Genomic DNA, 19491 nt, shown 5'->3' on the forward strand with positions numbered 1-19491 from the left:
GACGGAATGCCATCACTCTGACTTTGCGACTTCCGTACGTCAAATGAAGGCGGCGTCCTATGTATTGGGAATCCGCATTAACCCCTTATGCTGGGGGCTTTGATAAGAGAGATATGGAGCGCCGACAGCTGCTCAAAACAGCCGAACTTCTCGCAATAGGTGGCGTAACCAGTCTCGCAGGCTGTAGTAGTTCAGGGAATGGAGATGGTGGTGGCGGTGAACCGACGACGACCGAGACGCAGGAGACGACTGCTGGCTCGGGAGGCTCCAAGGCGGGGGCGAATACGGTTATGATGGTCACTGAAGGCAGCGAGTATTATTTCGATCCGATCGGCCTGTTCATTGAATCCGGAGACACGGTCACGTTCGAAATTCAGAGCGGAAGCCACTCGGCGACCGCCTACAAGGAAGGGAACGGCCCGGCGTCGGTCACCCGGATCGCGGACGGAGCGGAGGCGTTCAATAGTGAGATTCTGAGCGAACAGGGGGCGACGTACGAGCACACGTTCGAAACCACGGGGACATACGATTTCTTCTGTATTCCACACAAGACCCTGGGGATGGTCGGCCGGATTATCGTCGGAGAGCCAGGTGGTCCAGCTGAGGGAAGTATGCCACCGGACGGAGACGTTCCTGAAAGCCAGACCATCGTTAATCAGGATAGCGTCTCGTACAGCGAGTTCTCTGGGTAGGTTAGGTGTAGCTGGCGTGGTCTACGTAACACGCCTTGCCCACGAAGCCAATGGCCGAAATTGACTGTACTGCGGACACAATATATGAGCCGACCTACTGGCTATGATCCCCGGACAACCCTCCTGGCCGACCAATCTGGAATCTGCCCTTGAGCGTGTTCGGAGAGAGCGACGCGAGGTCGAACGAGAGTGTCAGGCTTTTCGCTGGTTTCGCCAGCGCATCCAGAACCTCGAAACAGATACGCCACAAATCAAACAGCCATCCGTCGGAATGCAACAAGAGCTCTCGTACGCGCAGCGGTCAGTCCGTAATGAGATCGAGCCGCATTATTGCGAGACCGTGATGGCAGTCGGTCACTACGACAAGGTCTACGATGATTCATTCGAGGCGAGCATCAGCGCCGAATTCGGGGCCGATGTTCTGCTCCTGATCTCTGAAGCATCGTCTTTTTCGCCAGTTATCAAACAGCGACTCCTTGATGCCGCTCAGCGGTGTATCGATAGCCGCCGGATCTTCCTAGAAACGCTCGAGGATGATACGCTACACTTACGAATGCGCAGTCCACAGTCGGGCGAATTCGGGAGACGGTTGTCGAGACCAGCGACGAAGAATTACAGGGCCTCTCAGGCACTCAACTAACCAGCCGATATGAAACGCTGCAATCGTTGACCGACAAGTCAGAGGAGTGGCTCCAACGGCGACAAGCGCAGATCCATACCCGTCGATCCGAGCAGTCGTCAGATGAACATGGTTGCACTGATCTCTGTTCGTATCTGTACGAACCCTTGGATGTCGACCATCCAGTATTAGCTACATTTATCGAAGTGGTGGAGATTATTTATCGGTACGAGGAACGACTCCTTCGAATTTTAGGTTAATGAGATATGCCGGGGTCCGCATCGGCTGTGAAATCGATTGTGTGTCGTTTAGCGGGGCGAGATTCGTGACGTCCATGTCGTGTCGAGCAGCTTCCGAATCGTCTCGCCGTCTTTTTCGACGCGCTGGAAGCGGTGGTTGTGAATGTGCATCGGTGGGACATGTACCCGCCATTAACGAGGTGGATACGAACGGAATCGCCCCTCTCGATGATGATCGGTGAGCTTTTCTCAGGATGAAGCGTTCGGGGCGCGCTCTTCCCGTTGACGGATTCGCGGTCGGCCGGTTCGTTGCCTTCGGAACCGCCACGTTTGCTACGGCGCCATCTACATCAGTATTTTGTGACCCATTGTTTTCGCCACCGAGACATCCACTGAGTGCAATTACCCCACTCATTGCGAGGAACCGGCGTCGCGTTAACAGTCCATATTTTCACCAGATGACGTGAACAGGGTCGAAATGTGTTCGCTATCGGTCATGCTTCTTCAACCATACTTTGGGTTTCTAAACTCGTCTATTACGAAGGTAGGCCGTGAGGACGGTTGTGAGCAGGCTGAGGAGAATGAGAGTGGCGACTCCGAGGTGCGTCGTAACGATTATTGGTTTGAGGTTCCCTGTGACAGTCAGTCCGCCAAGTACGACCTGAAATGGAAGCAAGACGAGTGCTGTTGTTGCGGACCATTTGACTAGCGGATCGTCTGAATAGACGATCCACGCCCCAACTGCTGTCCCCGCGATGAAGAGGCCAGCAGTCATCGCAAGTCCGCGATGAGCCCATTCGGCGAATATCTGGAGGGCAGAGTACGGCGAATTGGCGATGATGTCGGGTTGGAGGAAGGGGACCCAGGTGCCGTAGCAGGTTGGCCAATCGGGGCAGGAGAGACCGGCACCGATCGCACTCGTGTAAGCACCCAGAAGCATCACAATGTACGTCAGACCCAACGTCAGGCCAGCAATGTGCCCGTACCTGACGGGGCTCTCTGAGATCATCTTTCGCAGGTAGTTCGAGTTTGGTGAATGTTGAGCCATATATCGGTTGGTGGGAAGATCCCAGATTACGATGTGGCCTGTTGAAGCCATGGTGACAAAGGTATAGGTCGGATTCCCATCGAGTGGGACTCCGCCATCTATTCAATGCGTAGTAATCCCACGGTATTGTTAAGAAGACCCACGATTTGCTGGGAGACCACCTATACGTGCGAAGTTTATGATACATCAAGAACAAACCCACGAACGGTCGTCAGATAACCGCGAGCGGGACTCGGAGTCTGTTGAGGGTGATACATGTCCCGAGTGTCAGGGCCAAATCACTCAGGATGGTGACCGGGGTGAAGCGGCCTGTGAGAGCTGTGGATTGGTTTTCGAGGAGAGTCGGGTCGATTACGGTCCCGAATGGCGCGCGTTCACGTCGGACGAACGCGATGAAAAGAGTCGCGTTGGTGCCCCGACGACGCAGCTGATGCACGACAAGGGGCTGAGTACGACTATTGGTTGGCAGAACAAGGACGCCTACGGACAGGCAGTTTCCGGTCGCAAACGCGCTCAGCTGCAGCGCCTTCGGACGTGGGATGAGCGATTCCGCACGAAAGATGCCCACGAGCGGAATCTCAAGCAAGCGCTGGGTGAGATCAGCCGCATGGCGTCCGCCCTCGGGCTTCCGGAATCGCTCCGGGAAACCGCCGGTATCCTATACAGGCGTGCCGTAGAGGAAGACCTGCTCCCGGGCCGATCGATCGAGGGAATGTCGACGGCTTCGTTGTATGCGGCTGCCCGACAGCACGGAATGCCACGGCCCCTAACTGAATTCGCCGACGTGAGTCGTGTCGAAAAAATCCGAATACAGCGAGCATACCGGTATCTTTCCCGTGAACTCGGGTTGGAAATCGAGCCAGAAAATCCCACTCGATATCTTCCACAATTCGCGTCATCGCTTGATGTGAGCGACGAAGCAGAACGGCGCTCTCGGGAACTCCTTGAGGTGGCAACAGATAATGCCGTCCACAGTGGGAAGAGCCCGGCAGGACTGGCGGCCGCTGCGCTGTATGCAGCGACCCATCTCACGAACGAGCAGCTCACACAGGAGACGGTGAGTGAAGTCGCCCACGTCAGTCAAGTAACGATCCGAAATCGATATCAAGAGCTTCTCGAGGTGTACGCTGAGCATGACTGACCAGGCGGTCTGTTCGGACGGCGTACAGCTACTGATTCACCTAGGGGCCTGAGTTCTAAAATGAGTGAATTTTCACGCCAAACCGAGATCGGCGTATTGGACACGCTTGCTGATCAATTGCCTTATCACGTGATGGAAATCGCTAATACCGTCGATGGACACCCGATTACCGTCGACCAGACATGTGCCCACCTCCATAATGACGAGTGTATCCGTCCACTCGGCCGAGGTCTCTACGAAATCACTGCAGGGGGAGAACAACGATTCGAAACCCAGCGCCGCCCATAACACCCCGCTACCAGTGTCACTATGTCGATCTTCGTTTCGCGACTCATTCGAGAGCTCGTCCGTGATGAGCTGGGGATTGCAATTTGGTTTGGCTTCGTACCGTTTGGAGAGTTCCCGAACGACAATCGGATACCATATCCCGACAAACACAAATAATCGAATAATGGGAGACAATTCAGTGTCGTCCGAAGACACACCGTCGTTACAGGATGTCCTCGATGCGCTGGATGATCCCGAGTGCCGGACCATTCTCCGAGAGACCGTTGAACCCATGACTGCGAACGAACTCATCGATGCCTGTGGCATCCCCAAGTCGACGTTGTATCGCAAATTAGAACTGCTCAGTTCCGCTTCTCTCGTGCGAGAGCGGGATACGCTCAACCCGGGTGGCGGACGAGTCACCTACTACGAACGGTCGTTCGATGACGTGACGATCTCCATGGACGACACAGGCGAGTTTTCGGTGGGTGTCGAACGGCCACCGAAGTCCACCGACGAACGGCTTGCAGACATCTGGTCGATAATGGGGGACGAGGTATGAACGGAGTAATAACCGCAATTGCGGTGGTTAAGTTCGTAATCCTGCTTCTCGGGGGTGGGATTACCTACATTGCGTTCAAAGCCTATCGGCGAACAGGTGAGGATTCGCTCCGTATTCTGAGTATCGGATTCGGTGTCATCACGCTCGGCGCTCTACTGACAGGCGTAGCCAACCAGTTCTTTTCCGTCTCGCTAGCACACGGTGTACTCATTAACAGCGTGTTCGTCGCTTTCGGACTCGCGGTCATCATGTATTCACTGCATGTTCAGAGATGACTCGGGTTTCGTCATTGCGTATTTGCCACCCGAATCCACTGATGTGCAGTTGATTGCTCCGCCATCTCGAAATGGCGCATTCGGTCAGGTGTGACTGGCCAGATGGAATGAATCATGTCCACCAATCGAAGTGGAGTTTCGCCCAGACCGAATCACCGACTGCGGCGTACCGATTGATAGTGAACTTCGACCTGTAGCGTAGGTCAGGGATGATACCGTACACGGGGAACAGAAACGTCGAAAACGTCCAGTCTGGGACCACCTCCAGAACACAGACAGCGCCATATTCGTCTGTCTTCTGGAGGAACAGTGAGTACAGTTCGTCGTAGCCCTGGCGGGACCCCCGTCCGACTCAGATTGCGATGAGATCTCCCTCAGTGTCATCGAGAATCTTGAACATCTGGGTGCTTGTATCGGGTGCCATGCTTAGTGGTTATGACTCGTGTGGTCGGCGGTCCCCGCATCGATCTGCATATCACTCACGAGTTCGACGGTCGCATAATCGATTCCACGGTCCGAAAGAAGCTGATGGACTCGAGAGCGAATCGTCTGTTGTTGGTCTAGTGATGTTGGCTCATATTGAAGTCGCACCGTCGCTACCGTCAGCTGACTACAAACTTGCCAGACGTGCAGATCGTCGACTCCCTCGACGCCACCGAATTCTCCACTCCACGGTCGTGAAACCACCGTTCGTGACTGATTGCCGCCAATCCAATTCCAGAGGGACCGGAATTACGTTTCCGGTTCGAACTATCACGACGAGGTCGGCTTGAATATGGTGTCCACATTGATTGTCGTAGGCTTGTGGCCCCCTTGACGGTCTAAGAGCCAAATTCGAGAATTGAATACTCCACGATGAACGCCCATATTCGATAGTACGCCAATCTCGAATCTTAATGTGGTGCCCAGCTCACTGTCGTAACCGGTGATGGGTGATATCGAAGACGGCCAGAACGCTGTGACAATGGCTAAGTGGTTGTTTCGATGTCAAACTGTATCCCGCAATCAATCGCACCACCTGCCAGGATCTGGAGCTTGCCATCAAAAAGGCCGCTGAGTGAGCTGATCGACGAGCCGTGGTGATATGCCTTGCCCTCGCGGCCAGCATCAGAAAGGTAATGATTCTGTGAGTGAAGAGGAAAATAATCGGAAGGAGAATGGTAGTTCCGAATTTGCCAGAGACCCCGACGGAATCGATTAGCTGGGTGATTGTCAAAGAGGCCACTCCTATGGAATATCTGGAATCAGTCGACAGGTGGCCAATAGAGACGGTACTTGTCTTGATTTCGGTCGCCCTGCAATGCCGCTCAAAGGCCTAACGCTCGCTCGCGTCGTCGATGGAGGAGATGTGTCATGATCAAGTTTGATCCGGCCCACATCGTCGGTATTAGTGGCGCCCTTGGATCGATCTGATTTACCGCTGCATTCGATGTGAGTGGTTGTTCTTCGTGAATTCGACGACTGCGATCGGTATCTCAACGGAGTCGGTTCCTTCGAGAAACCGCCTTTCGATATCGTCAATCTGATCTAACCCGGTCGGTCCCCCAGCTTACTTCGCGATATATTATGGCGTCGAATGGATGCTTGGTGAATTTCTCACCGGAGTCAAAGAAATGGGTTGAAGTAGGATAATCGGAGTTCTGGAGAGACTTGGAGCTTGGTACCACCAGTATCTATCAATTCGTCTTTCAGAATTCTCACGGCCTGAGTAGAGAACTCGCTGAATGATTCAGGCGTCATTTGCAGTTGAATACCCTTGAGATTCGATTGTGGAGTGGTTCTTGGGGAAAGAGTTGATGGAACTCTTTTTGTGCTCTGAGTAACCACTTGAAGCGGTGGTGTGTTCGTGACTACTCCGACTGTTCGTCGACGAGTTCGCGACCTCAACTCGCGAGGAGGCGTTGTATCCAAGTTCGGTTTTCGTGCTGGTTCTCGTAAGCGAGGTACTGCTGGACTGTTTCTCGAGAGTGCATACAGTGCAGGCCCGCCTTGATGAGGCGTGCGTTGGACGTGTCGAGAAATAGGTCCGGTGGGAGTTCCTCGAGGATCTTGTCGTCTGAGTCAGTCACGATGTCTTCGCCTCCGTTGGATGACGCCTTACTCATAGGCAGGGGGTGAGGTGTGGATCGCCGGCGGGTCAGACCACGACTCTACTTCCTCCTGGACGGCTGTGAGGACGGCTTGCGCTTGCCTCGAATGTGAATCTTCGTTCGTCGGCGGGTCAATGAGTACCCGGAGTTCGAGGACATCCTCGAGTTCGATTCCCGGGACGGTGTAATAAAGAGTGTAGAGAACCTTGTCGCGGATGGTTTCAGGCGAGTCACCGGCTTGTGCAATCGTGTCCGGGTCGACGGTAGAGGCAGCTGTTGACATATGAAACACTTCACCTGCTTGGCGGTGGGGAGAAACCCGCGTTTCTGGGTGAATTCCCGTTCAGAGGTGATAGCGGTCTCCGTAGTTACCCCACGAGGAACGTTGCGGATGCCTCGCCGTGGGGTAACTTGAGAGAGACTAATCACCGTTGACGGGCGTGAGTCCCTCCTGGTACTCAATACGCTTCCGTTCCGACTCGTTGCGGTACGCAAGCGTCCATCCGTTCTCGTACTCGACAACGATCGCATCCTCGAGCGGATCGTAGTCGGGATTCTCCGGGTCGTAGACCGGTGCATCGTCGGGAGCGAACGGACTCGGCTCTTCGTAGATGTTTCGCCCGCTCGCCGCCCAGACGGGGTCCTGTGGCTCCTTGACTGCTTCCCCGTAAACGTCGCAGGGGGTCGTCTCCGGCCAAAGATTGCGTTCCTGCCAGAAGGCACGCATCTCACGGAGACTCCAACGGACAGTTTCACGAATCCCGAGATTGTCAGCGGATTGCCAGCCATCGCGACTCCAGTACTCTCCGAGGTAGGCGACCTTCGCCGGCCCGTTCCAGTCCATCCCGACGATGTTCGCCGGCGGCGCACCTGTGAGCGTTGGCTGCGTGAGATCCTGGAGCGCCTCGTACTGGACGGGAGGACTCCCACCGAGGAGGTGAATATGGCGGCCACGCCAGTCCGCAGGGTCGCTGTAGTCGTCTGCGTGGAGGGACGAGTAGCCGAGCGGATACCCGAGGACCTGGTCGTCGTCGATGATCTCGATTGCCTCGTGGCACTTCGGGACGATAATGTACGTTGTTGACGGGTACTCTTCGCGGAGGTTGCGAGCGAGTTGGGTGTACTCGCGAGCGTCCTGCGGCGTGTCAGCGTCACCGATGACGGCTACATCGGGCTCGTACTCGCGGAACCAGTCGACGTATCGGTCGGGATCGGGGTCGTGGAACTCGTTGTCGAGCATAACCACTGGGAGGTCGACGTTCCGGTAGGAGTCGATCTGGAGGCGATAGTCCTCACGGATGCCCGTGGTGAAGCCAAGTTTGTAGGCGTCCGTCGCGAACGGCGCTCTGAAGAGAAAGCCAATATATGCGGGGCGGCGAGCCGCCTCAAGGGTGTCTGGTTCGGATGTCGCGTGTGGTGGTGCGAACGGACGTTGTATCTCGGTCGAAGCCGAAGCTACCTGAAGAGAACTGGAAGCCATACGCGGGAAGTGTGAATAGCTGGTTGCAACGGTTCTTGACGAACGATACGGATGCCGTGCTGTGCAGCGGCTCAGGCCAGCTGCCGCGAAGAAAGACTCGCGAGACAGGTATTGTCCCGAGAGATGGAGGAATTCATATCTCGAGAGTTCGAGCGTTCAGGTGACGAGTTGTGGTCCAGAGCGACGGTTAGGAGGTATTGCACTGATGGCGCTGCTCGCAACTCTGGCAGAGGAGCATCTGGTCGGGATCGTCCATCGCCTCGCGTTCGTGGTCTTTCAGTCGGTTATGGCCCCAGCGGTTGTACGCCTCGTCGGGTCCGTCGTCCAGGGCGGCGAACGCGCCGACGGCTGCTTCGAGACAGAGAATGCGCCGATAGACATCGGGATAGAAGAGCCGGATCATCCGGAGTTCTTTACGTTTGGAGAAAGCCCCACAGAGGCATTCTCCCGAGATTTCGAGCGTCTCCTTTACGGGTGACATCGGGAGGTCGAGGCTGCGTCGGTAGCGGCGAACATCGAGTGGAGTGAATTCGACGAGCGGAGAGATCGTCGGATAGCCAAGGAACTCCTGCTGACCGCTCGCGTCGACGTTTTCCATCCGGTCCTGCGATTCGTGCCGGGAGACACCGGAGATGAGAAGGAGGTCGTCCTCAAGCATCTTCAGGAAGCGCGAGAGCGGCTTCTCCTTGAGATTCCAGTACATATACTTGTGCGCTCCGGGGCCAGGGAAGCCAAATCGCTGGATGAGCGCCGTATATTCCTCGTGCGGCCGACGGTACTCGTGCTCTTGGCCCGGGTCGTCACAGGGCGCTCCGACCTCGTAGTACGGGATGTCGAGTGCTTCTGCTCGCTCCTCGACAAATGCGGTCGTCTCCGGGATGCCGATCCCGGTGTTGATGTGGATGATACCATCCAGATCGAGGTAGTGAGATTGATAGACGACGTGCATCGCGGTCAATGAATCGTGGCCGCCGGAGACGAGCGCGTAGACACGGTCTGTTTCAGGGGCGGCCTTGATCACGCGACGGGCGGTGTTCGCGGCCTCGGTGTCGACATCGTCGGGGAAACCCAGCCGGAAGTCCGACGTCGACGAGACGGCGGCAGTAGAGCTCATACTGAGGCGTCGTGGTCGAGGTTGTTTGTGAGGGCGAGCCAGAGAGCGTATGCGGCGTGGCGGTAGAGGACGGTCTCACACTCGGGACACCAGTACTCGACGGTGCCGAGTCGATCGAGGGCGGCGCTGAACGCGCTCGACCCATCGTGATGAATCGCACATTCCTCGTTCAGATGCATCTCGTGGAGGTGGGACGTCCCACACTCGGGACAGGGCTGACCCGGCTCCCAGTCGTCGCGTGCGATGGCTGTGACGGAGTACGGTTTGTCGCTTGGACGGGACCCAGTGAGCTGGTAGGAGGTCTCGCTGCGGGCGTCGGGGGACGTGGTGGAGTCTGTCTCGGTCATATGGATCACGCAGCCCGTTCGACGGGCTTTCAGGCTCGAAGAGTGAGAAAAACACACCGAGCGAGGAGGGTGCTGTTAGAACGGTGGTTCGACGTCGATCGCTGCGACGTACTCGTTGATATTCTCCTGTGCTAACGGGGCTTGAGGGGTGGGTCCGTCGTCAGTTGTTGGGACCGCACGAAGCGCCGAAACGAACGTGCAGTGTGGACAATCGAACCAGTAGGTCGCGTCCTCGTTCGGGGCGGGGTCAGTGAAAATGATGATGAGCGGATCGGCTCCGCATTCGGGACAGGCGTGGGCTGAGGCGCGCTGATGGTGCTGGCGGCGATTCGTCATAGAGTGAGCACGAGAGGACATAGTGTTGGGAAGGGTGGGAGACGGAAGCTAGTTCGGCTGTGAAGCAAACTGTTCGAGGGATTCCTGTTCGGTTGGGGCTGTCGAGGCGGTTGTGGAGTCGTCCTTTTGGTCGGTCGAGAGAGTGGATGGCGTTCTGGAAGTGACGCCGGAATCGCATTCGTGTCGGTCGTGGTGCTCTTCGAGGTAGTCCAGGCGCTCGGGGTGTGGCCGGTGAAGGATGGTGCCGTCGCCGGTGACGCAGTAGTTCTCGGGTCGCGCTCCGCAGGTTGGACAGTCGACGTACCAGGCGGGGTGGAGATACCAGCCCTCACCACACCGAATGCACGAGTGTTGTGCCTCGGCGTCCGAGTCTGGCACGTGGATGTCCTGGGGTGAGTGGTCGGTCACGTGGACATCGAGTCCCGTGTTCTGTTTCGTGTCGATACTGATGATCCAGTCCTGCTCGACGCTGGGATGTTCGATGACGGCGACGCGGGAGCGACGGTAGTCGAGGCGCTGCGGCATACAGGTCGCGGTGTGGCCGACTTGGATGATCTGGCCGCCTGCGGTGACGAGTGGATGGAGTTCCTGCTTGAGTGCTGTATCCCGGCCAGTGGTGCGGCCAGCGTAGTCAGTGGTCTGCTGGAACGCCTCACTCGGGAGGTCCACGATGACGGTGTGGAAGATGCCGGCAGCGAATTCGGCGGCGAGTTCTCGCTCGTCGAAGTGGTACGCGGCGTCGACGGACTCGTCGACGCTCGTCTGCACCAGGTGGCCGTCGTGGGGGAGTGACCTTTCGTGCGTCGAGACGTCGAGGACACGCCCGGAGAGATGGGTGGCGAGGTAGTCGGCGACGCCGGCTTGAGGTGTGATCTCGGGGCTGAGGCGGATGTACTTGAGGTCGATGGGCGTGTTCCCGTTCCCGCTGGTTGCGACGCCGCCTGACGCGGTGGCTTCTGCGTTCGGGATTGCGGCGCCGGTCACGTAACTGGGGCGGCCTGCCGACGTGGTCTCGTTGTCGGGTTTCTGAGCGACGGTCCCGAGCCAGTCGTGCTGGCGGCCGAGGGTGTTCCAGACGGCGATTTCTTCTAGCATGTACTCCTCTCCGGGCGGCATAAGCGTCGTCGTATAGCCGAGTCGGATGACGCGACCACCGGGCTTCAGGAGGGTGTCGACGACGCGAGCGAGTTCGGTGATCGTGGGTAGTGTGTCGTCCTTGCGGTCGTAGGTGGTCGTGCTCTGCCGTTCCGAGAACGGCGGGTCGAGGACGATCACGTCGAACGACTCGGCCTCAAGAACGTCGGGAAGGTCGCGGGCGTCGACGTGGTAGTCGACGTCGATCTCGGGATTGATGTCGTTCCGGACGATCGGCCCGTCGTGAGTGAGCTGGGTCTGTCCGGCACACGCGTTGAGGACGCGACCGTCGAGTTGGGACTCGACCCAGTCGCGGAGCTTCTGTTCGCCGAACGTCCAGCGGTCGGGCTGGACCGTCCAGTAGGAGAGCGAGGGAGGCATATTGGTGAGCGGACGATGGTTCGCGGGGCAGGCGCTGCGAGGAGAGGGTTACTGATGGGTGAAGCCGAATGCTTGGCCGTTACTGTCGATGCCGAACAGCGCCCCGGGGCCGTTCCCCTCGGGGTCTATCGACGGGTAGACTTTGGTACCGTCCTCGAATACGATGACGGTAGGTCTCTTCCCGCGGTAATGGTTCCAGCCCTCACGCTCGAGTTCGGCGTCGGTCATCTGACGGACTTCACGGACGGTTTGGTTTTCGAGGTCGGACATGATGCCTTCCGGCCTCGTGGAGGCAGAAAAAATAGCCTGTAGTCCGGTGCTTTTGTTTGGGAGTACGATTGTGGTGTCCCGATTTTAGGAGGAGATGTCTTGGAACACCTCATCGATTTCTCCTGCGGTAATCTCAAAATCCCTGTCCAACTCCCTCGTCAGGTTGTCGCGCAGAGCCATTCCGTATTCCTGTGCTGTATCTTCGTCGTAGAGGTCTGAGAGCAGGCTCTTCGCTAAATTCAGTGGGCCACGGCCAGAGTAGCCAGTTGAAAAGTCGTTGTTAGTGACGTCTTCTTTGACGACACGGGCAGACTCCAGTTCGGTTGTGGTGCCGTTCTCTTCTACGTAGACTCTGACTGTGCCTGCTTCGGATTCTCCGCGACGCTCTTCGGAAGCAGATTGTTGGTCGGGTAGAGCTGGCGCTATGAAAACGTAGCGGGCAAGGGTGACGCGGCAGCGTCACCCGAATGCAATGTTCCCATTTGAATTGCTGAGTTCGGAGGCGAGCGCCGCGAACCTGCTGGAGCAGGTTCGCTGGCGCGATGGCCTCTGTTGCCCGCGCTGCCGGTCTGAGTCAGTGATCAAACACGGCAGCTATCGGGAGTATCAACGGTACCTCTGTAAGGATTGCGACCGCACGTTCAACGACAAGACCGGCACGATCTTCGCGCACGCGAAGATCGGCCTCGACAAGCTCTTGTTCGCGTTCTACACGTTCCTTCGGTTCAACACGAGTATCCGCCAGTTAGACGCTGAAATCGACGTTTCGTATCGGTCGCTTCGCCGGCGCGTCGAGCAGTTCGCCAGAACGCTCGACGCGCCAGCCATCTCCCTCGTTGGCCCGGTCGAGATCGACGAGTTCTACGTCTCTGCCGGGCAGAAAGGCCGCGAGCGCGACCAGGAGTCGCGCTCGCGTGGGCTTTCGAAACGCGGACGAGGAACATACGAGGGGGACAAACCGCCAGTATTCACGCTCGTCGATCGCGGCAGCGATCAGCGATACGTCGTCCCGGCGAAATCCGCTGACGAATCGGCCGTGCGACTCCTTCTCGACAACCGCGAGAAGGAGTCGCTGACCGTCTATACTGACGGATTTCGGGCCTACGATCCACTCGACGATGCTGAGACCTTCCACCGAGAATCAGTAATTCACAGTGACGGCGAGTACGTTGATGGAGACGCACACGTGAACACGTGCGAAAGCCACGCGTCGCTGGCGCGACGGTGGCTCTCGCCGCACCGAGGCGTCTCAAAAGACAAACTGACAGCGTATCTCAGACCGTTCCAGCTTCGGCGACAAATCCTCCGCAAACCCGGGCGAGAGGCACTGAAAGAGATTATCCGAGCAGTTCTCTGACTCACCAACAATGTACTTCACAAGAGCGCTCCGCGATAAACTGTGTCGGGACTCCCGTTCATATTTCCAGTTTCGTGCTCGTTGGATTGTTAAACTATTCGACGCTTCGGATTAATTGGTGACTCGTTCTCCGTACGGGTCGATAGCGGGTTGTCCGACTGTTGAGATCCGGTGCAGTGTCTTGAGCGAAACATCGATCCAGCCGTAGCCATTCGGGGCCACGCTACACCGGATCGTTGAAAGGGTATCCGGATGCTGATAGAGAAGAACGTACGTCTCACTCGGCTTGTGGATACAGAGAACGGTATGCCAGCCGTCGGGTGTTTGTGTATCCTCGGTCGCGGCGTGAGAGCCGGTAAGCGCCTGTATCGTCAGTGAGCTGGGAACATCACGGGGATAGCCCATCGTCGTGTCGTCGAGCTCGACGTAGAAGCTGTCGCGGTCACGGAAGTCGTAGAAGTCGAGTACGCCCTGGGGGACGGCGGGTGCGTCGAGGGAGACGTCACGGATGGAGGGGTCGCCAAGGTCGAGCGGATCAATACTCGGGGCTGTCGGTGTTGACGACGTGAGAGGAGATGTGGCGGTCGCCGCGGTTCCGCCATCGCTCGCGAAGAGATCGTCGAGTCGAGACTGCTTCTGGGCGGCTTTTACCTCCTCGCGGGTATAAATAGCGCCGAGGGAGTCGAGGAGTTCCAGAACGTCGTCGGAGAGGTCGGCGGCGAAGACAGTGAGAATGGATGCGAACGGCGCGTTCTTTTTCGTTCCGTGGAAGGTGAGGCGACCCTCGATGAGTGTGAGATAATCGCCGTTCGCAGCGTACTGGTGGAACCACTGCGTGCTGGTGTTCCCGGGGAGGAGACACATAATGAGCGAGGGTGCATCAGCATCGTCGCGACTGGCCTCTCGAGTTACCTTCTTCATCCAGGTTTCGAGGTCCGAGTATGGCGGGTTCACGTAGATGGAATCGTAGCCCGTCCAGTCCTGTGCGAGGCCGTTGTCCTCGATGTCGAATCGCGTTTTCGCGATCGGTATGGGCTCTGCTCCCGAGCACGGATCGAGATCGAAGAGCCCACCGATAGCCGAATGGAGGCGACGGATGAACTGTGTCGGCGTGCCGCGTTCGTCGTTACCCGACTGACTCGTGGCCTGGATAGTCGAGGGTGCCATCTGGTCATCGTCCGTGTCCGAGTCTTGGGTGTCCGTGATGGGACTGGGGTCAGCTGAAGGAGTGGAGTCGCTCATACGGATCTCTCCTCTATCTCACTCGTGGGGAGAGAGAAAGCAGGGAAGAGCGTGGAAAGCGACGGATAGAGAGGCTATTCGCTGTTGGTGATTTCGACGTCGTCAGCATACCCGCGGAGTTTTGCCGCGATGTCGTCGACTTGCGCGACGTGCTCAGGGAACGTGAAGTAGTCCGGGGCATTCGCTTCAAGTTCAGCTGCTCGGTTACGCGCATCGTCGGGTGAGAGGAGTTTCTGGGGCAGGCCATCAAGCTGGATACCCACCTTACCGCGCTCGTAGTCGCGCCAGATGTTGAGTTCGGTATGCGATTCGTCAGTCATCAGTTTCCTCTCCGTTGTGGTCGAGTCTGAGCGCGTTCTGGGTGACTAAATCGACGTCTTGTGCGATTCTACTGATGGATGTATCTGACGTATCTGATGTAGGTGAAGTGTGTGAGTCAACGGACGGAGGTGATTGGGTGTCGAGCATGATGAGTCCTCGGAGCTTGTAGGACGAGAGAAAACAGCCGGTAGAGGCGTTAATTATTAAGTGAGGGTCTGAGAATCGGGAATGCGTATGGCAGACCTGATTGTCCAATCGAAGGTTCGGGAGCACCTCGACGGAATGAACGTCTCGGCAGACTTCTACGACGCGCTCGACGAGGAAGTCGCTGAACTCCTTGACGATGTTGCGCGTCGTGCAGAAGCGAACGACAGGAAGACCGTTCAAACTTGAGACCTCTAAGCCGCTATCGTCTCCCAATTTCGCTCGGTTCGCTGTAGCTATCCGCACTCGTTGTATCCGCAGTTCTGACACGTTATACAGCCCTCGGAATAGAAGATGTCGATAGACCCGCATTCGGGGCACGGCTCTGTATCACTCGACTGCGCGGGGGGCGCTTGCGTGTCGGGATCGGGCTCGTTATTGAGGTGGGGGTCAGTTCCGGGTTCGGCGTCGGGGGCTCCAGCAGGTTCGATCTGGGGATCGGGGGTACCGCTGACGGAGACTTCTTCGGGCGTATCGAGGGAGAGATCAGAGTCCTCGTTACTATCGCTCACTGAGGAAGCTGTCTCGGGTTGTTCGTCCTCGGGTGACGTTTCGTGGCCGCCATTCGCTGCTGCGGTGAGGTCGTTCACGTCGTCGTCGACATCGTCGTGCTGCGTAAGTGACGACTGACGACCCCCCGGCGGCGTGATGTCAGGGAGCTCGTCGTTCACTACGCGCTCGAGAGCGAGACCGATCGCGTCGGGGATAGAGTCGACGCGAGTGTCGTGATCGTTGCCGACTCTTGGCGAACGAATCCCTCGGAGCTGATTCACGATGTCTTCGGAGTCGGCGTTCGACCGGAGGGCGAGCGTCACGAGGTTATGGATCGCCTCGGTCATCGACTTAGTGAATCCACCGGACTGCCCGTACGTAGTGAAGAGTTCGATTGGCCGCCCGTCGGCGTCGGTATTAATGTTGACGTAGATGTGGTCGTAGCCGGTGTCGATGCGCTGGGCTGTCCCTGTGAGCGTTTTCGGTCGCTCACGAACGGACGTGATCGTAACCTCCTCAAGTGCGTCCTGGACGTCCTCTGAAGCGAGGAACGTATCCATATCGCCGTGGCTCGCTTCGATGAGGGCGACGAGGTCGCTGGTATCGAGGTCGCTCGCCGTGATCTCGTCGTCAAGGAGGTCGGTCGGTGGGTCAGACATGGTTGGTCAAGCCTCCGTATGAGGAACGCTGCGGGGGGCGCAGGCTCTTCTTGAGGTGTGTGTTCGGTGGTCTGAGAGAAAAATCCCGTGTCGCGTAGAGGTTACCGGTGAGGTGTGAACGGACGGAATTACGCGTAAGCGGGGGTTTTCGTGACGGGGTTTTCGCAGTTCACGCACCGGAAGAGGACGGTCTCGTAGTCGGGATCGTCGTAGTCGACGTCGTGGTCGGGGAGGACGGTTAGATCGGAGACAAGTTCGTTCCCCGTGAGGTTCTCGCCGCAGTCACAGGTGAGCGGCCAGTCGAGGGACGAGAGGAGGTCGCTGTCGGGGAGTACCCCATACGATGCCTCGTCGGCGTACTCGTTCTGGTTCGGGGTGAGGAGATCCTGCGAGACGGCGCTGTGCTGGCCGTCGGATCCGCCGTGCCAGAAAACGTCGATGGCGCGATACTCGATGGTGAGCTGGGTCTTACATCTCGCGCATCTGACGTGGACGTAGTGAGTGTCGAAATTGTTCGGCACCCCCTCTTCGGTGGACTCGAACTTGGAGTTCTGACAGACTGGACACGCTGGCCGCACGCTGATGTACGTCGGCTGAGCGGCATCGTCTGATTGCTCGTCGGAGCCATGATTCTCGGGCTTCGTGTCGGTGGATTCCATAATGATGTGCTGGGTGTGGGTTACGCGGACGATTCGGACGTAGCGTCGGTGTCTTCCGCAGCCGACTCCACGGTGGGGTTCTCGGGAGCGTGGTCGAACGAATTGTACGTGACGGTGCCATCGGGCCAAGCGGACCACTGGCCGGCGAGCAGCGGGAAGCGGCACTTCTCGAAGCCGACAGTCTCCACGACCAGCTGGTCCTCGAGGTGAGGCGCGAGGCGTTCGAGGAACTTTTCGGTGCAGTGGTATTCCCGGTCGACGGCACTGCCATTCTCGTCGAGGATGGGCTTGGTGGCCTCAAAGGACGCATACCCGTAGAGTTCGAGGTATGGATCTGCGTCCTCTCGATCGGGCTCGACGACACCGATGGTCAAGGAGTCGAAACTCCCGTAGAAGTCGTAGTCCTCGACAATCGATTCAATCGCCTCAACCGCGTCGGGATCGACGGTCGGATGATTCGATGCGGTGGTTGCTTGCAGGGTTGCCATAAGCGGTTCAGGCTCGTGGCCGCAAACAAAGACACAGGTAGTCGAGGGACTGCTGGAGATAGCCGAAGAGGACGAGGGATTAGAAGAGTGTCTGCTGAGGGTTGTACGTCTCGGCGAGGTAGTCCATAATGATGATCCCGTGGCAGAGCCAAGGAAGACACCAACTGCCCAAGACTTCGCCACGGAGGTCTTCGGGCGTCCACTCGTCGGTTTCGAGGAGACCGTAGAACCAGCCCCGGTAGAGGTCGACCGACTCTTCACGGCTGTAGTCGCCCCCGTCGGACTCGAGTTTGAATGGATTCCCCCAGTTCGACCGGCGGTTGATCCACTTAGTGATGTCACTCTGTGCGGGCCCGTGAGCGTTGGCGAGGTCGGTTCCTCCTAGACCGATGAGTCAAACGGTACGATTGTCGTCCTCGTTGATGATGTCGTCGTGGACGGTCTCGTCGAGGGTCTCAAGGGCGGCGGCGAAGTCGTCACTCATACCGGGACTCCAGCTGCGTCACGTTGTTATTGTGGTGTGTTGAGTTCGGCATCGGACACGGGCTCCCATTTGTGGTGTGAGTCGAGGTGTTCACCCTCGGGACATAGCGTTTCGGGGGGACGGAACCCCGCTCGTGAACGAGCGCCACACCGCGTACAGTGAACGTCTGTCTCGGTCAGCGTCTTGAGGCGACTGGATTTAGGCGGCATCGGTTGACGGGGGCGTGGTGTCCTAGGGAGTGTCCCATTCACCGGGGTACTCGACGCCGGAGTCCTGATCGATCGTGGTCTGGACGGCACCGGATGGCTCAACCTTGACGAGGACGTCGTCGCGACCGATTCGAGTCGCGAGGAAGTCATGGATCTCCTCGGCCGGGACGATGACAGCCTCGGGAGCGTCGTGTGCGGTTTCGATCGTCATATACGGGTACACACGATCCGGCCGGTGACAAATCCACCAGTAAAAGTTACAGTACCGACGAATAAGGTCTCAGTATGGACGAACAGCAATGTGAATATCATCAAATGATTGACCCTGATCGGGGTTCGATTACCCACGAGTTGGTGCGGGTGTTGGCCTGTTACAAGGATCGGCCTGTGGAAGACCTCCCCCCGATGACTCACTCGATCGACACGGATGCTCTTGCAGAGGTTCTCAAGGGCGAGAGCGGCCAGTCTTCTCAGGGTGAGGTGAGGGTCGAATTCGACTACGACCGGGTTCACGTGGGAGTATCGAGTGCTGGCGATGTCTGGATATTGGAACCCAATAACTCCACAGCGTGAGAATGGATGAAGGCGGGTGTTGTACAGTCGAGGTAGTTGCTGAATGTCGCCTTCTGCTACTCGCGTGAGCGGTGCTGTTCGAGGCGGTCCTTGATCGCGATGAGGTTGTCCCGAAGGTACTGGGCTTCTTCGGGGTCAATCTGTCCGTTGTTGACCAGGCTATTGACGGTGTTGTGGAGGCCCTGGATGTGGTCGTCGATCTGCATCGATTTCTCGAAGGTATCGACCTCCGAGTCGTAGAGAGCGGCGAAGTCGTAGCACATCCGGTAGGCCTTCCCGCAGACCTTGCAGACAACGGGGAGTGAGACGGTCTCGGACTGCGGGTCGATGTCTGCCTCGACGTCGGGGTCGGGGTCGCGAATCAACCAGCCGCCCTCGAGGCAGTCGTGGGTTTCCCAGCAATCCCAGTGTGCCTCGCCCTTGAGGTGGGTGTCGTCGTCTTCGTAGAGGTTCTTCGTCTCGCGTTCGTCAGCGAGATCACCACAGATGGCGCAGGTTACGCTGTGGGCGTCGATCCATCGGTCGTCGGTCGGGTCGGATTTGGACATGAATGTGGCGTTAGTCGGGGAAGTCGATCGCGTCGGGGTCGGTTGCGAGGCGGCAAGCTGCTTTGTTGAGTTCGTCGGCGTCGAGGGCGATACCGAGGAGTTCCTCGATGGCTTCCTCGTAGGCTGAATGCGTCTCGGTCGGACTCGACGTATCCGGAAGCCGCTGGTCGAGTGCCTCGCGGAAGCGTTGCTGTGCGCGGTGTCGGGAAAGACTACCCATACGTGGATTCCTCCATCAGTAGAGGGGAGAGAGAAACCCG

Annotated in this window: 26 protein-coding genes and 1 pseudogene; 7 read left to right on the forward strand and 20 right to left on the reverse strand. The window is 57.7% G+C overall.

Annotation, left to right across the window (positions count from 1 at the left end; translation table 11 throughout):
• Nucleotides 1–113: 113 nt before the first annotated feature.
• A complete protein-coding gene (locus ACERIT_RS07290) occupies nt 114–692 on the forward strand; it encodes a plastocyanin/azurin family copper-binding protein (RefSeq protein WP_373674183.1) in 579 nt (192 codons plus the stop codon).
• Between the two features lie 884 nt (nt 693–1576).
• On the opposite strand, the pseudogene ACERIT_RS07295 reads toward ACERIT_RS07290, so the two are convergent.
• Both ACERIT_RS07295 and ACERIT_RS07300 read right to left on the reverse strand, forming a co-directional pair.
• Nucleotides 1577–1840, reverse strand: a pseudogene (locus ACERIT_RS07295) (multicopper oxidase domain-containing protein); the annotation flags it as partial.
• Between the two features lie 233 nt (nt 1841–2073).
• Complete coding sequence (locus ACERIT_RS07300) at nt 2074–2598, reverse strand: heme A synthase (RefSeq protein ID WP_373674184.1); 525 nt, start codon at nt 2596–2598, stop codon at nt 2074–2076.
• A gap of 178 nt (nt 2599–2776) precedes the next feature.
• Here ACERIT_RS07300 and ACERIT_RS07305 point away from each other — a divergent pair, with 178 nt between their 5' ends.
• From ACERIT_RS07305 to ACERIT_RS07315, 3 genes are all read left to right on the forward strand, one after another.
• Nucleotides 2777–3739 (forward strand): transcription initiation factor IIB family protein, encoded by a 963-nt coding sequence (locus ACERIT_RS07305; protein ID WP_373674185.1) that lies wholly within the window; start codon nt 2777–2779, stop codon nt 3737–3739.
• 451 nt (nt 3740–4190) lie between these two features.
• Complete coding sequence (locus ACERIT_RS07310) at nt 4191–4568, forward strand: helix-turn-helix domain-containing protein (protein WP_373674186.1); 378 nt, start codon at nt 4191–4193, stop codon at nt 4566–4568.
• On the forward strand, nt 4565–4843 hold the full coding sequence (locus tag ACERIT_RS07315; RefSeq protein ID WP_373674187.1) for a hypothetical protein: 279 nt from the start codon (nt 4565–4567) through the stop codon (nt 4841–4843). The genes ACERIT_RS07310 and ACERIT_RS07315 overlap by 4 nt, the downstream gene beginning before the upstream one ends.
• A gap of 1883 nt (nt 4844–6726) precedes the next feature.
• Here the strand turns inward: ACERIT_RS07315 and ACERIT_RS07320 are convergent.
• From ACERIT_RS07320 to ACERIT_RS07360, 9 genes are all read right to left on the reverse strand, one after another.
• Nucleotides 6727–6912, reverse strand: coding sequence for a hypothetical protein (locus ACERIT_RS07320; RefSeq protein WP_373674188.1), 186 nt, complete (start codon nt 6910–6912; stop codon nt 6727–6729).
• Nucleotides 6913–6940: 28 nt separating this feature from the next.
• The gene (locus ACERIT_RS07325; protein ID WP_373674189.1) at nt 6941–7216 is read right to left on the reverse strand and encodes a hypothetical protein; all 276 of its coding nucleotides are present in this window, start codon (nt 7214–7216) and stop codon (nt 6941–6943) included.
• A 138-nt stretch (nt 7217–7354) separates the two neighbouring features.
• Nucleotides 7355–8413: a DUF6610 family protein gene (locus tag ACERIT_RS07330; RefSeq protein WP_373674190.1), complete on the reverse strand. Its 1059-nt coding sequence runs from the start codon at nt 8411–8413 to the stop codon at nt 7355–7357.
• Between the two features lie 187 nt (nt 8414–8600).
• On the reverse strand, nt 8601–9527 hold the full coding sequence (locus ACERIT_RS07335) for a phosphoadenosine phosphosulfate reductase family protein (RefSeq protein ID WP_373674191.1): 927 nt from the start codon (nt 9525–9527) through the stop codon (nt 8601–8603).
• Entirely contained in the window at nt 9524–9874 is a 351-nt protein-coding gene (locus ACERIT_RS07340; protein ID WP_373674192.1) for a hypothetical protein, read from the reverse strand. Before ACERIT_RS07340 ends, ACERIT_RS07335 begins: the two co-directional genes overlap by 4 nt.
• 75 nt (nt 9875–9949) lie before the next feature.
• Nucleotides 9950–10210, reverse strand: coding sequence for a hypothetical protein (locus ACERIT_RS07345; protein ID WP_373674193.1), 261 nt, complete (start codon nt 10208–10210; stop codon nt 9950–9952).
• A 48-nt stretch (nt 10211–10258) separates the two neighbouring features.
• Nucleotides 10259–11725: a hypothetical protein gene (locus ACERIT_RS07350; RefSeq protein WP_373674194.1), complete on the reverse strand. Its 1467-nt coding sequence runs from the start codon at nt 11723–11725 to the stop codon at nt 10259–10261.
• A 48-nt stretch (nt 11726–11773) separates the two neighbouring features.
• Nucleotides 11774–11995 (reverse strand): hypothetical protein, encoded by a 222-nt coding sequence (locus tag ACERIT_RS07355; protein ID WP_373674195.1) that lies wholly within the window; start codon nt 11993–11995, stop codon nt 11774–11776.
• Nucleotides 11996–12079: 84 nt separating this feature from the next.
• Nucleotides 12080–12421: a DUF6166 domain-containing protein gene (locus ACERIT_RS07360; protein ID WP_373674245.1), complete on the reverse strand. Its 342-nt coding sequence runs from the start codon at nt 12419–12421 to the stop codon at nt 12080–12082.
• 46 nt (nt 12422–12467) lie between these two features.
• Between ACERIT_RS07360 and ACERIT_RS07365 the strand changes: the two genes are divergently transcribed.
• Entirely contained in the window at nt 12468–13352 is an 885-nt protein-coding gene (locus ACERIT_RS07365; RefSeq protein WP_373674196.1) for an IS1595 family transposase, read from the forward strand.
• Between the two features lie 111 nt (nt 13353–13463).
• On the opposite strand, the gene ACERIT_RS07370 is transcribed toward ACERIT_RS07365, so the two are convergent.
• Entirely contained in the window at nt 13464–14594 is a 1131-nt protein-coding gene (locus tag ACERIT_RS07370) for a DNA N-6-adenine-methyltransferase (RefSeq protein ID WP_373674197.1), read from the reverse strand.
• A gap of 74 nt (nt 14595–14668) precedes the next feature.
• A complete protein-coding gene (locus tag ACERIT_RS07375; protein WP_373674198.1) occupies nt 14669–14914 on the reverse strand; it encodes a hypothetical protein in 246 nt (81 codons plus the stop codon).
• 235 nt (nt 14915–15149) lie between these two features.
• Here ACERIT_RS07375 and ACERIT_RS07380 point away from each other — a divergent pair, with 235 nt between their 5' ends.
• A complete protein-coding gene (locus tag ACERIT_RS07380; protein WP_373674199.1) occupies nt 15150–15308 on the forward strand; it encodes a DUF1931 domain-containing protein in 159 nt (52 codons plus the stop codon).
• Nucleotides 15309–15355: 47 nt separating this feature from the next.
• Here ACERIT_RS07380 and ACERIT_RS07385 read toward each other — a convergent pair whose 3' ends face one another.
• The 5 genes from ACERIT_RS07385 to ACERIT_RS07405 all read right to left on the reverse strand — a co-directional run bounded on the left by ACERIT_RS07385 (nt 15356) and on the right by ACERIT_RS07405 (nt 18321).
• Nucleotides 15356–16270 carry a hypothetical protein gene (locus ACERIT_RS07385; protein WP_373674200.1) on the reverse strand — a complete coding sequence of 305 codons (915 nt, stop codon included), beginning with the start codon at nt 16268–16270 and terminating at the stop codon, nt 15356–15358.
• 128 nt (nt 16271–16398) lie between these two features.
• Nucleotides 16399–16929 (reverse strand): hypothetical protein, encoded by a 531-nt coding sequence (locus ACERIT_RS07390; RefSeq protein ID WP_373674201.1) that lies wholly within the window; start codon nt 16927–16929, stop codon nt 16399–16401.
• Nucleotides 16930–16949: 20 nt separating this feature from the next.
• Nucleotides 16950–17417 (reverse strand): hypothetical protein, encoded by a 468-nt coding sequence (locus ACERIT_RS07395; protein ID WP_373674202.1) that lies wholly within the window; start codon nt 17415–17417, stop codon nt 16950–16952.
• A 79-nt stretch (nt 17418–17496) separates the two neighbouring features.
• The gene (locus tag ACERIT_RS07400; protein WP_373674246.1) at nt 17497–17808 is read right to left on the reverse strand and encodes a DUF4326 domain-containing protein; all 312 of its coding nucleotides are present in this window, start codon (nt 17806–17808) and stop codon (nt 17497–17499) included.
• A 324-nt stretch (nt 17809–18132) separates the two neighbouring features.
• Nucleotides 18133–18321, reverse strand: a complete 189-nt coding sequence (locus ACERIT_RS07405) for a hypothetical protein (protein WP_373674203.1) — start codon at nt 18319–18321, stop codon at nt 18133–18135.
• A 74-nt stretch (nt 18322–18395) separates the two neighbouring features.
• On the opposite strand from ACERIT_RS07405, the gene ACERIT_RS07410 reads away from it, so the two are divergent.
• Entirely contained in the window at nt 18396–18683 is a 288-nt protein-coding gene (locus ACERIT_RS07410; RefSeq protein ID WP_373674204.1) for a HalOD1 output domain-containing protein, read from the forward strand.
• Between the two features lie 56 nt (nt 18684–18739).
• Here ACERIT_RS07410 and ACERIT_RS07415 read toward each other — a convergent pair whose 3' ends face one another.
• Together ACERIT_RS07415 and ACERIT_RS07420 are read right to left on the reverse strand one after the other, a co-directional pair.
• Nucleotides 18740–19231: a hypothetical protein gene (locus tag ACERIT_RS07415; RefSeq protein WP_373674205.1), complete on the reverse strand. Its 492-nt coding sequence runs from the start codon at nt 19229–19231 to the stop codon at nt 18740–18742.
• 10 nt (nt 19232–19241) lie between these two features.
• Nucleotides 19242–19451 carry a hypothetical protein gene (locus ACERIT_RS07420; RefSeq protein WP_373674206.1) on the reverse strand — a complete coding sequence of 70 codons (210 nt, stop codon included), beginning with the start codon at nt 19449–19451 and terminating at the stop codon, nt 19242–19244.
• Nucleotides 19452–19491: the final 40 nt, after the last annotated feature.

It is taken from the genome of Halopenitus sp. H-Gu1 (assembly GCF_041821145.1).
Taxonomy (GTDB): domain Archaea; phylum Halobacteriota; class Halobacteria; order Halobacteriales; family Haloferacaceae; genus Halopenitus.

Bases quoted from the DNA above. Each gene is read 5' to 3' on its own strand.
- ACERIT_RS07415 (WP_373674205.1), bottom strand. From the start codon at position 19,231: ATGTCCAAATCCGACCCGACCGACGACCGATGGATCGACGCCCACAGC.
- ACERIT_RS07310 (WP_373674186.1), top strand. From the start codon at position 4,191: ATGGGAGACAATTCAGTGTCGTCCGAAGACACACCGTCGTTACAGGAT.
- ACERIT_RS07380 (WP_373674199.1), top strand. From the start codon at position 15,150: ATGGCAGACCTGATTGTCCAATCGAAGGTTCGGGAGCACCTCGACGGA.
- ACERIT_RS07330 (WP_373674190.1), bottom strand. From the start codon at position 8,413: ATGGCTTCCAGTTCTCTTCAGGTAGCTTCGGCTTCGACCGAGATACAA.
- ACERIT_RS07375 (WP_373674198.1), bottom strand. From the start codon at position 14,914: ATGACTGACGAATCGCATACCGAACTCAACATCTGGCGCGACTACGAG.
- ACERIT_RS07345 (WP_373674193.1), bottom strand. From the start codon at position 10,210: ATGACGAATCGCCGCCAGCACCATCAGCGCGCCTCAGCCCACGCCTGT.
- ACERIT_RS07335 (WP_373674191.1), bottom strand. From the start codon at position 9,527: ATGAGCTCTACTGCCGCCGTCTCGTCGACGTCGGACTTCCGGCTGGGT.
- ACERIT_RS07410 (WP_373674204.1), top strand. From the start codon at position 18,396: ATGGACGAACAGCAATGTGAATATCATCAAATGATTGACCCTGATCGG.
- ACERIT_RS07385 (WP_373674200.1), bottom strand. From the start codon at position 16,270: ATGTCTGACCCACCGACCGACCTCCTTGACGACGAGATCACGGCGAGC.
- ACERIT_RS07340 (WP_373674192.1), bottom strand. From the start codon at position 9,874: ATGACCGAGACAGACTCCACCACGTCCCCCGACGCCCGCAGCGAGACC.
- ACERIT_RS07395 (WP_373674202.1), bottom strand. From the start codon at position 17,417: ATGGCAACCCTGCAAGCAACCACCGCATCGAATCATCCGACCGTCGAT.
- ACERIT_RS07350 (WP_373674194.1), bottom strand. From the start codon at position 11,725: ATGCCTCCCTCGCTCTCCTACTGGACGGTCCAGCCCGACCGCTGGACG.
- ACERIT_RS07420 (WP_373674206.1), bottom strand. From the start codon at position 19,451: ATGGGTAGTCTTTCCCGACACCGCGCACAGCAACGCTTCCGCGAGGCA.
- ACERIT_RS07300 (WP_373674184.1), bottom strand. From the start codon at position 2,598: ATGGCTCAACATTCACCAAACTCGAACTACCTGCGAAAGATGATCTCA.
- ACERIT_RS07325 (WP_373674189.1), bottom strand. From the start codon at position 7,216: ATGTCAACAGCTGCCTCTACCGTCGACCCGGACACGATTGCACAAGCC.
- ACERIT_RS07370 (WP_373674197.1), bottom strand. From the start codon at position 14,594: ATGAGCGACTCCACTCCTTCAGCTGACCCCAGTCCCATCACGGACACC.
- ACERIT_RS07365 (WP_373674196.1), top strand. From the start codon at position 12,468: ATGTTCCCATTTGAATTGCTGAGTTCGGAGGCGAGCGCCGCGAACCTG.
- ACERIT_RS07390 (WP_373674201.1), bottom strand. From the start codon at position 16,929: ATGGAATCCACCGACACGAAGCCCGAGAATCATGGCTCCGACGAGCAA.
- ACERIT_RS07305 (WP_373674185.1), top strand. From the start codon at position 2,777: ATGATACATCAAGAACAAACCCACGAACGGTCGTCAGATAACCGCGAG.
- ACERIT_RS07405 (WP_373674203.1), bottom strand. From the start codon at position 18,321: ATGACGATCGAAACCGCACACGACGCTCCCGAGGCTGTCATCGTCCCG.
- ACERIT_RS07355 (WP_373674195.1), bottom strand. From the start codon at position 11,995: ATGTCCGACCTCGAAAACCAAACCGTCCGTGAAGTCCGTCAGATGACC.
- ACERIT_RS07315 (WP_373674187.1), top strand. From the start codon at position 4,565: ATGAACGGAGTAATAACCGCAATTGCGGTGGTTAAGTTCGTAATCCTG.
- ACERIT_RS07290 (WP_373674183.1), top strand. From the start codon at position 114: ATGGAGCGCCGACAGCTGCTCAAAACAGCCGAACTTCTCGCAATAGGT.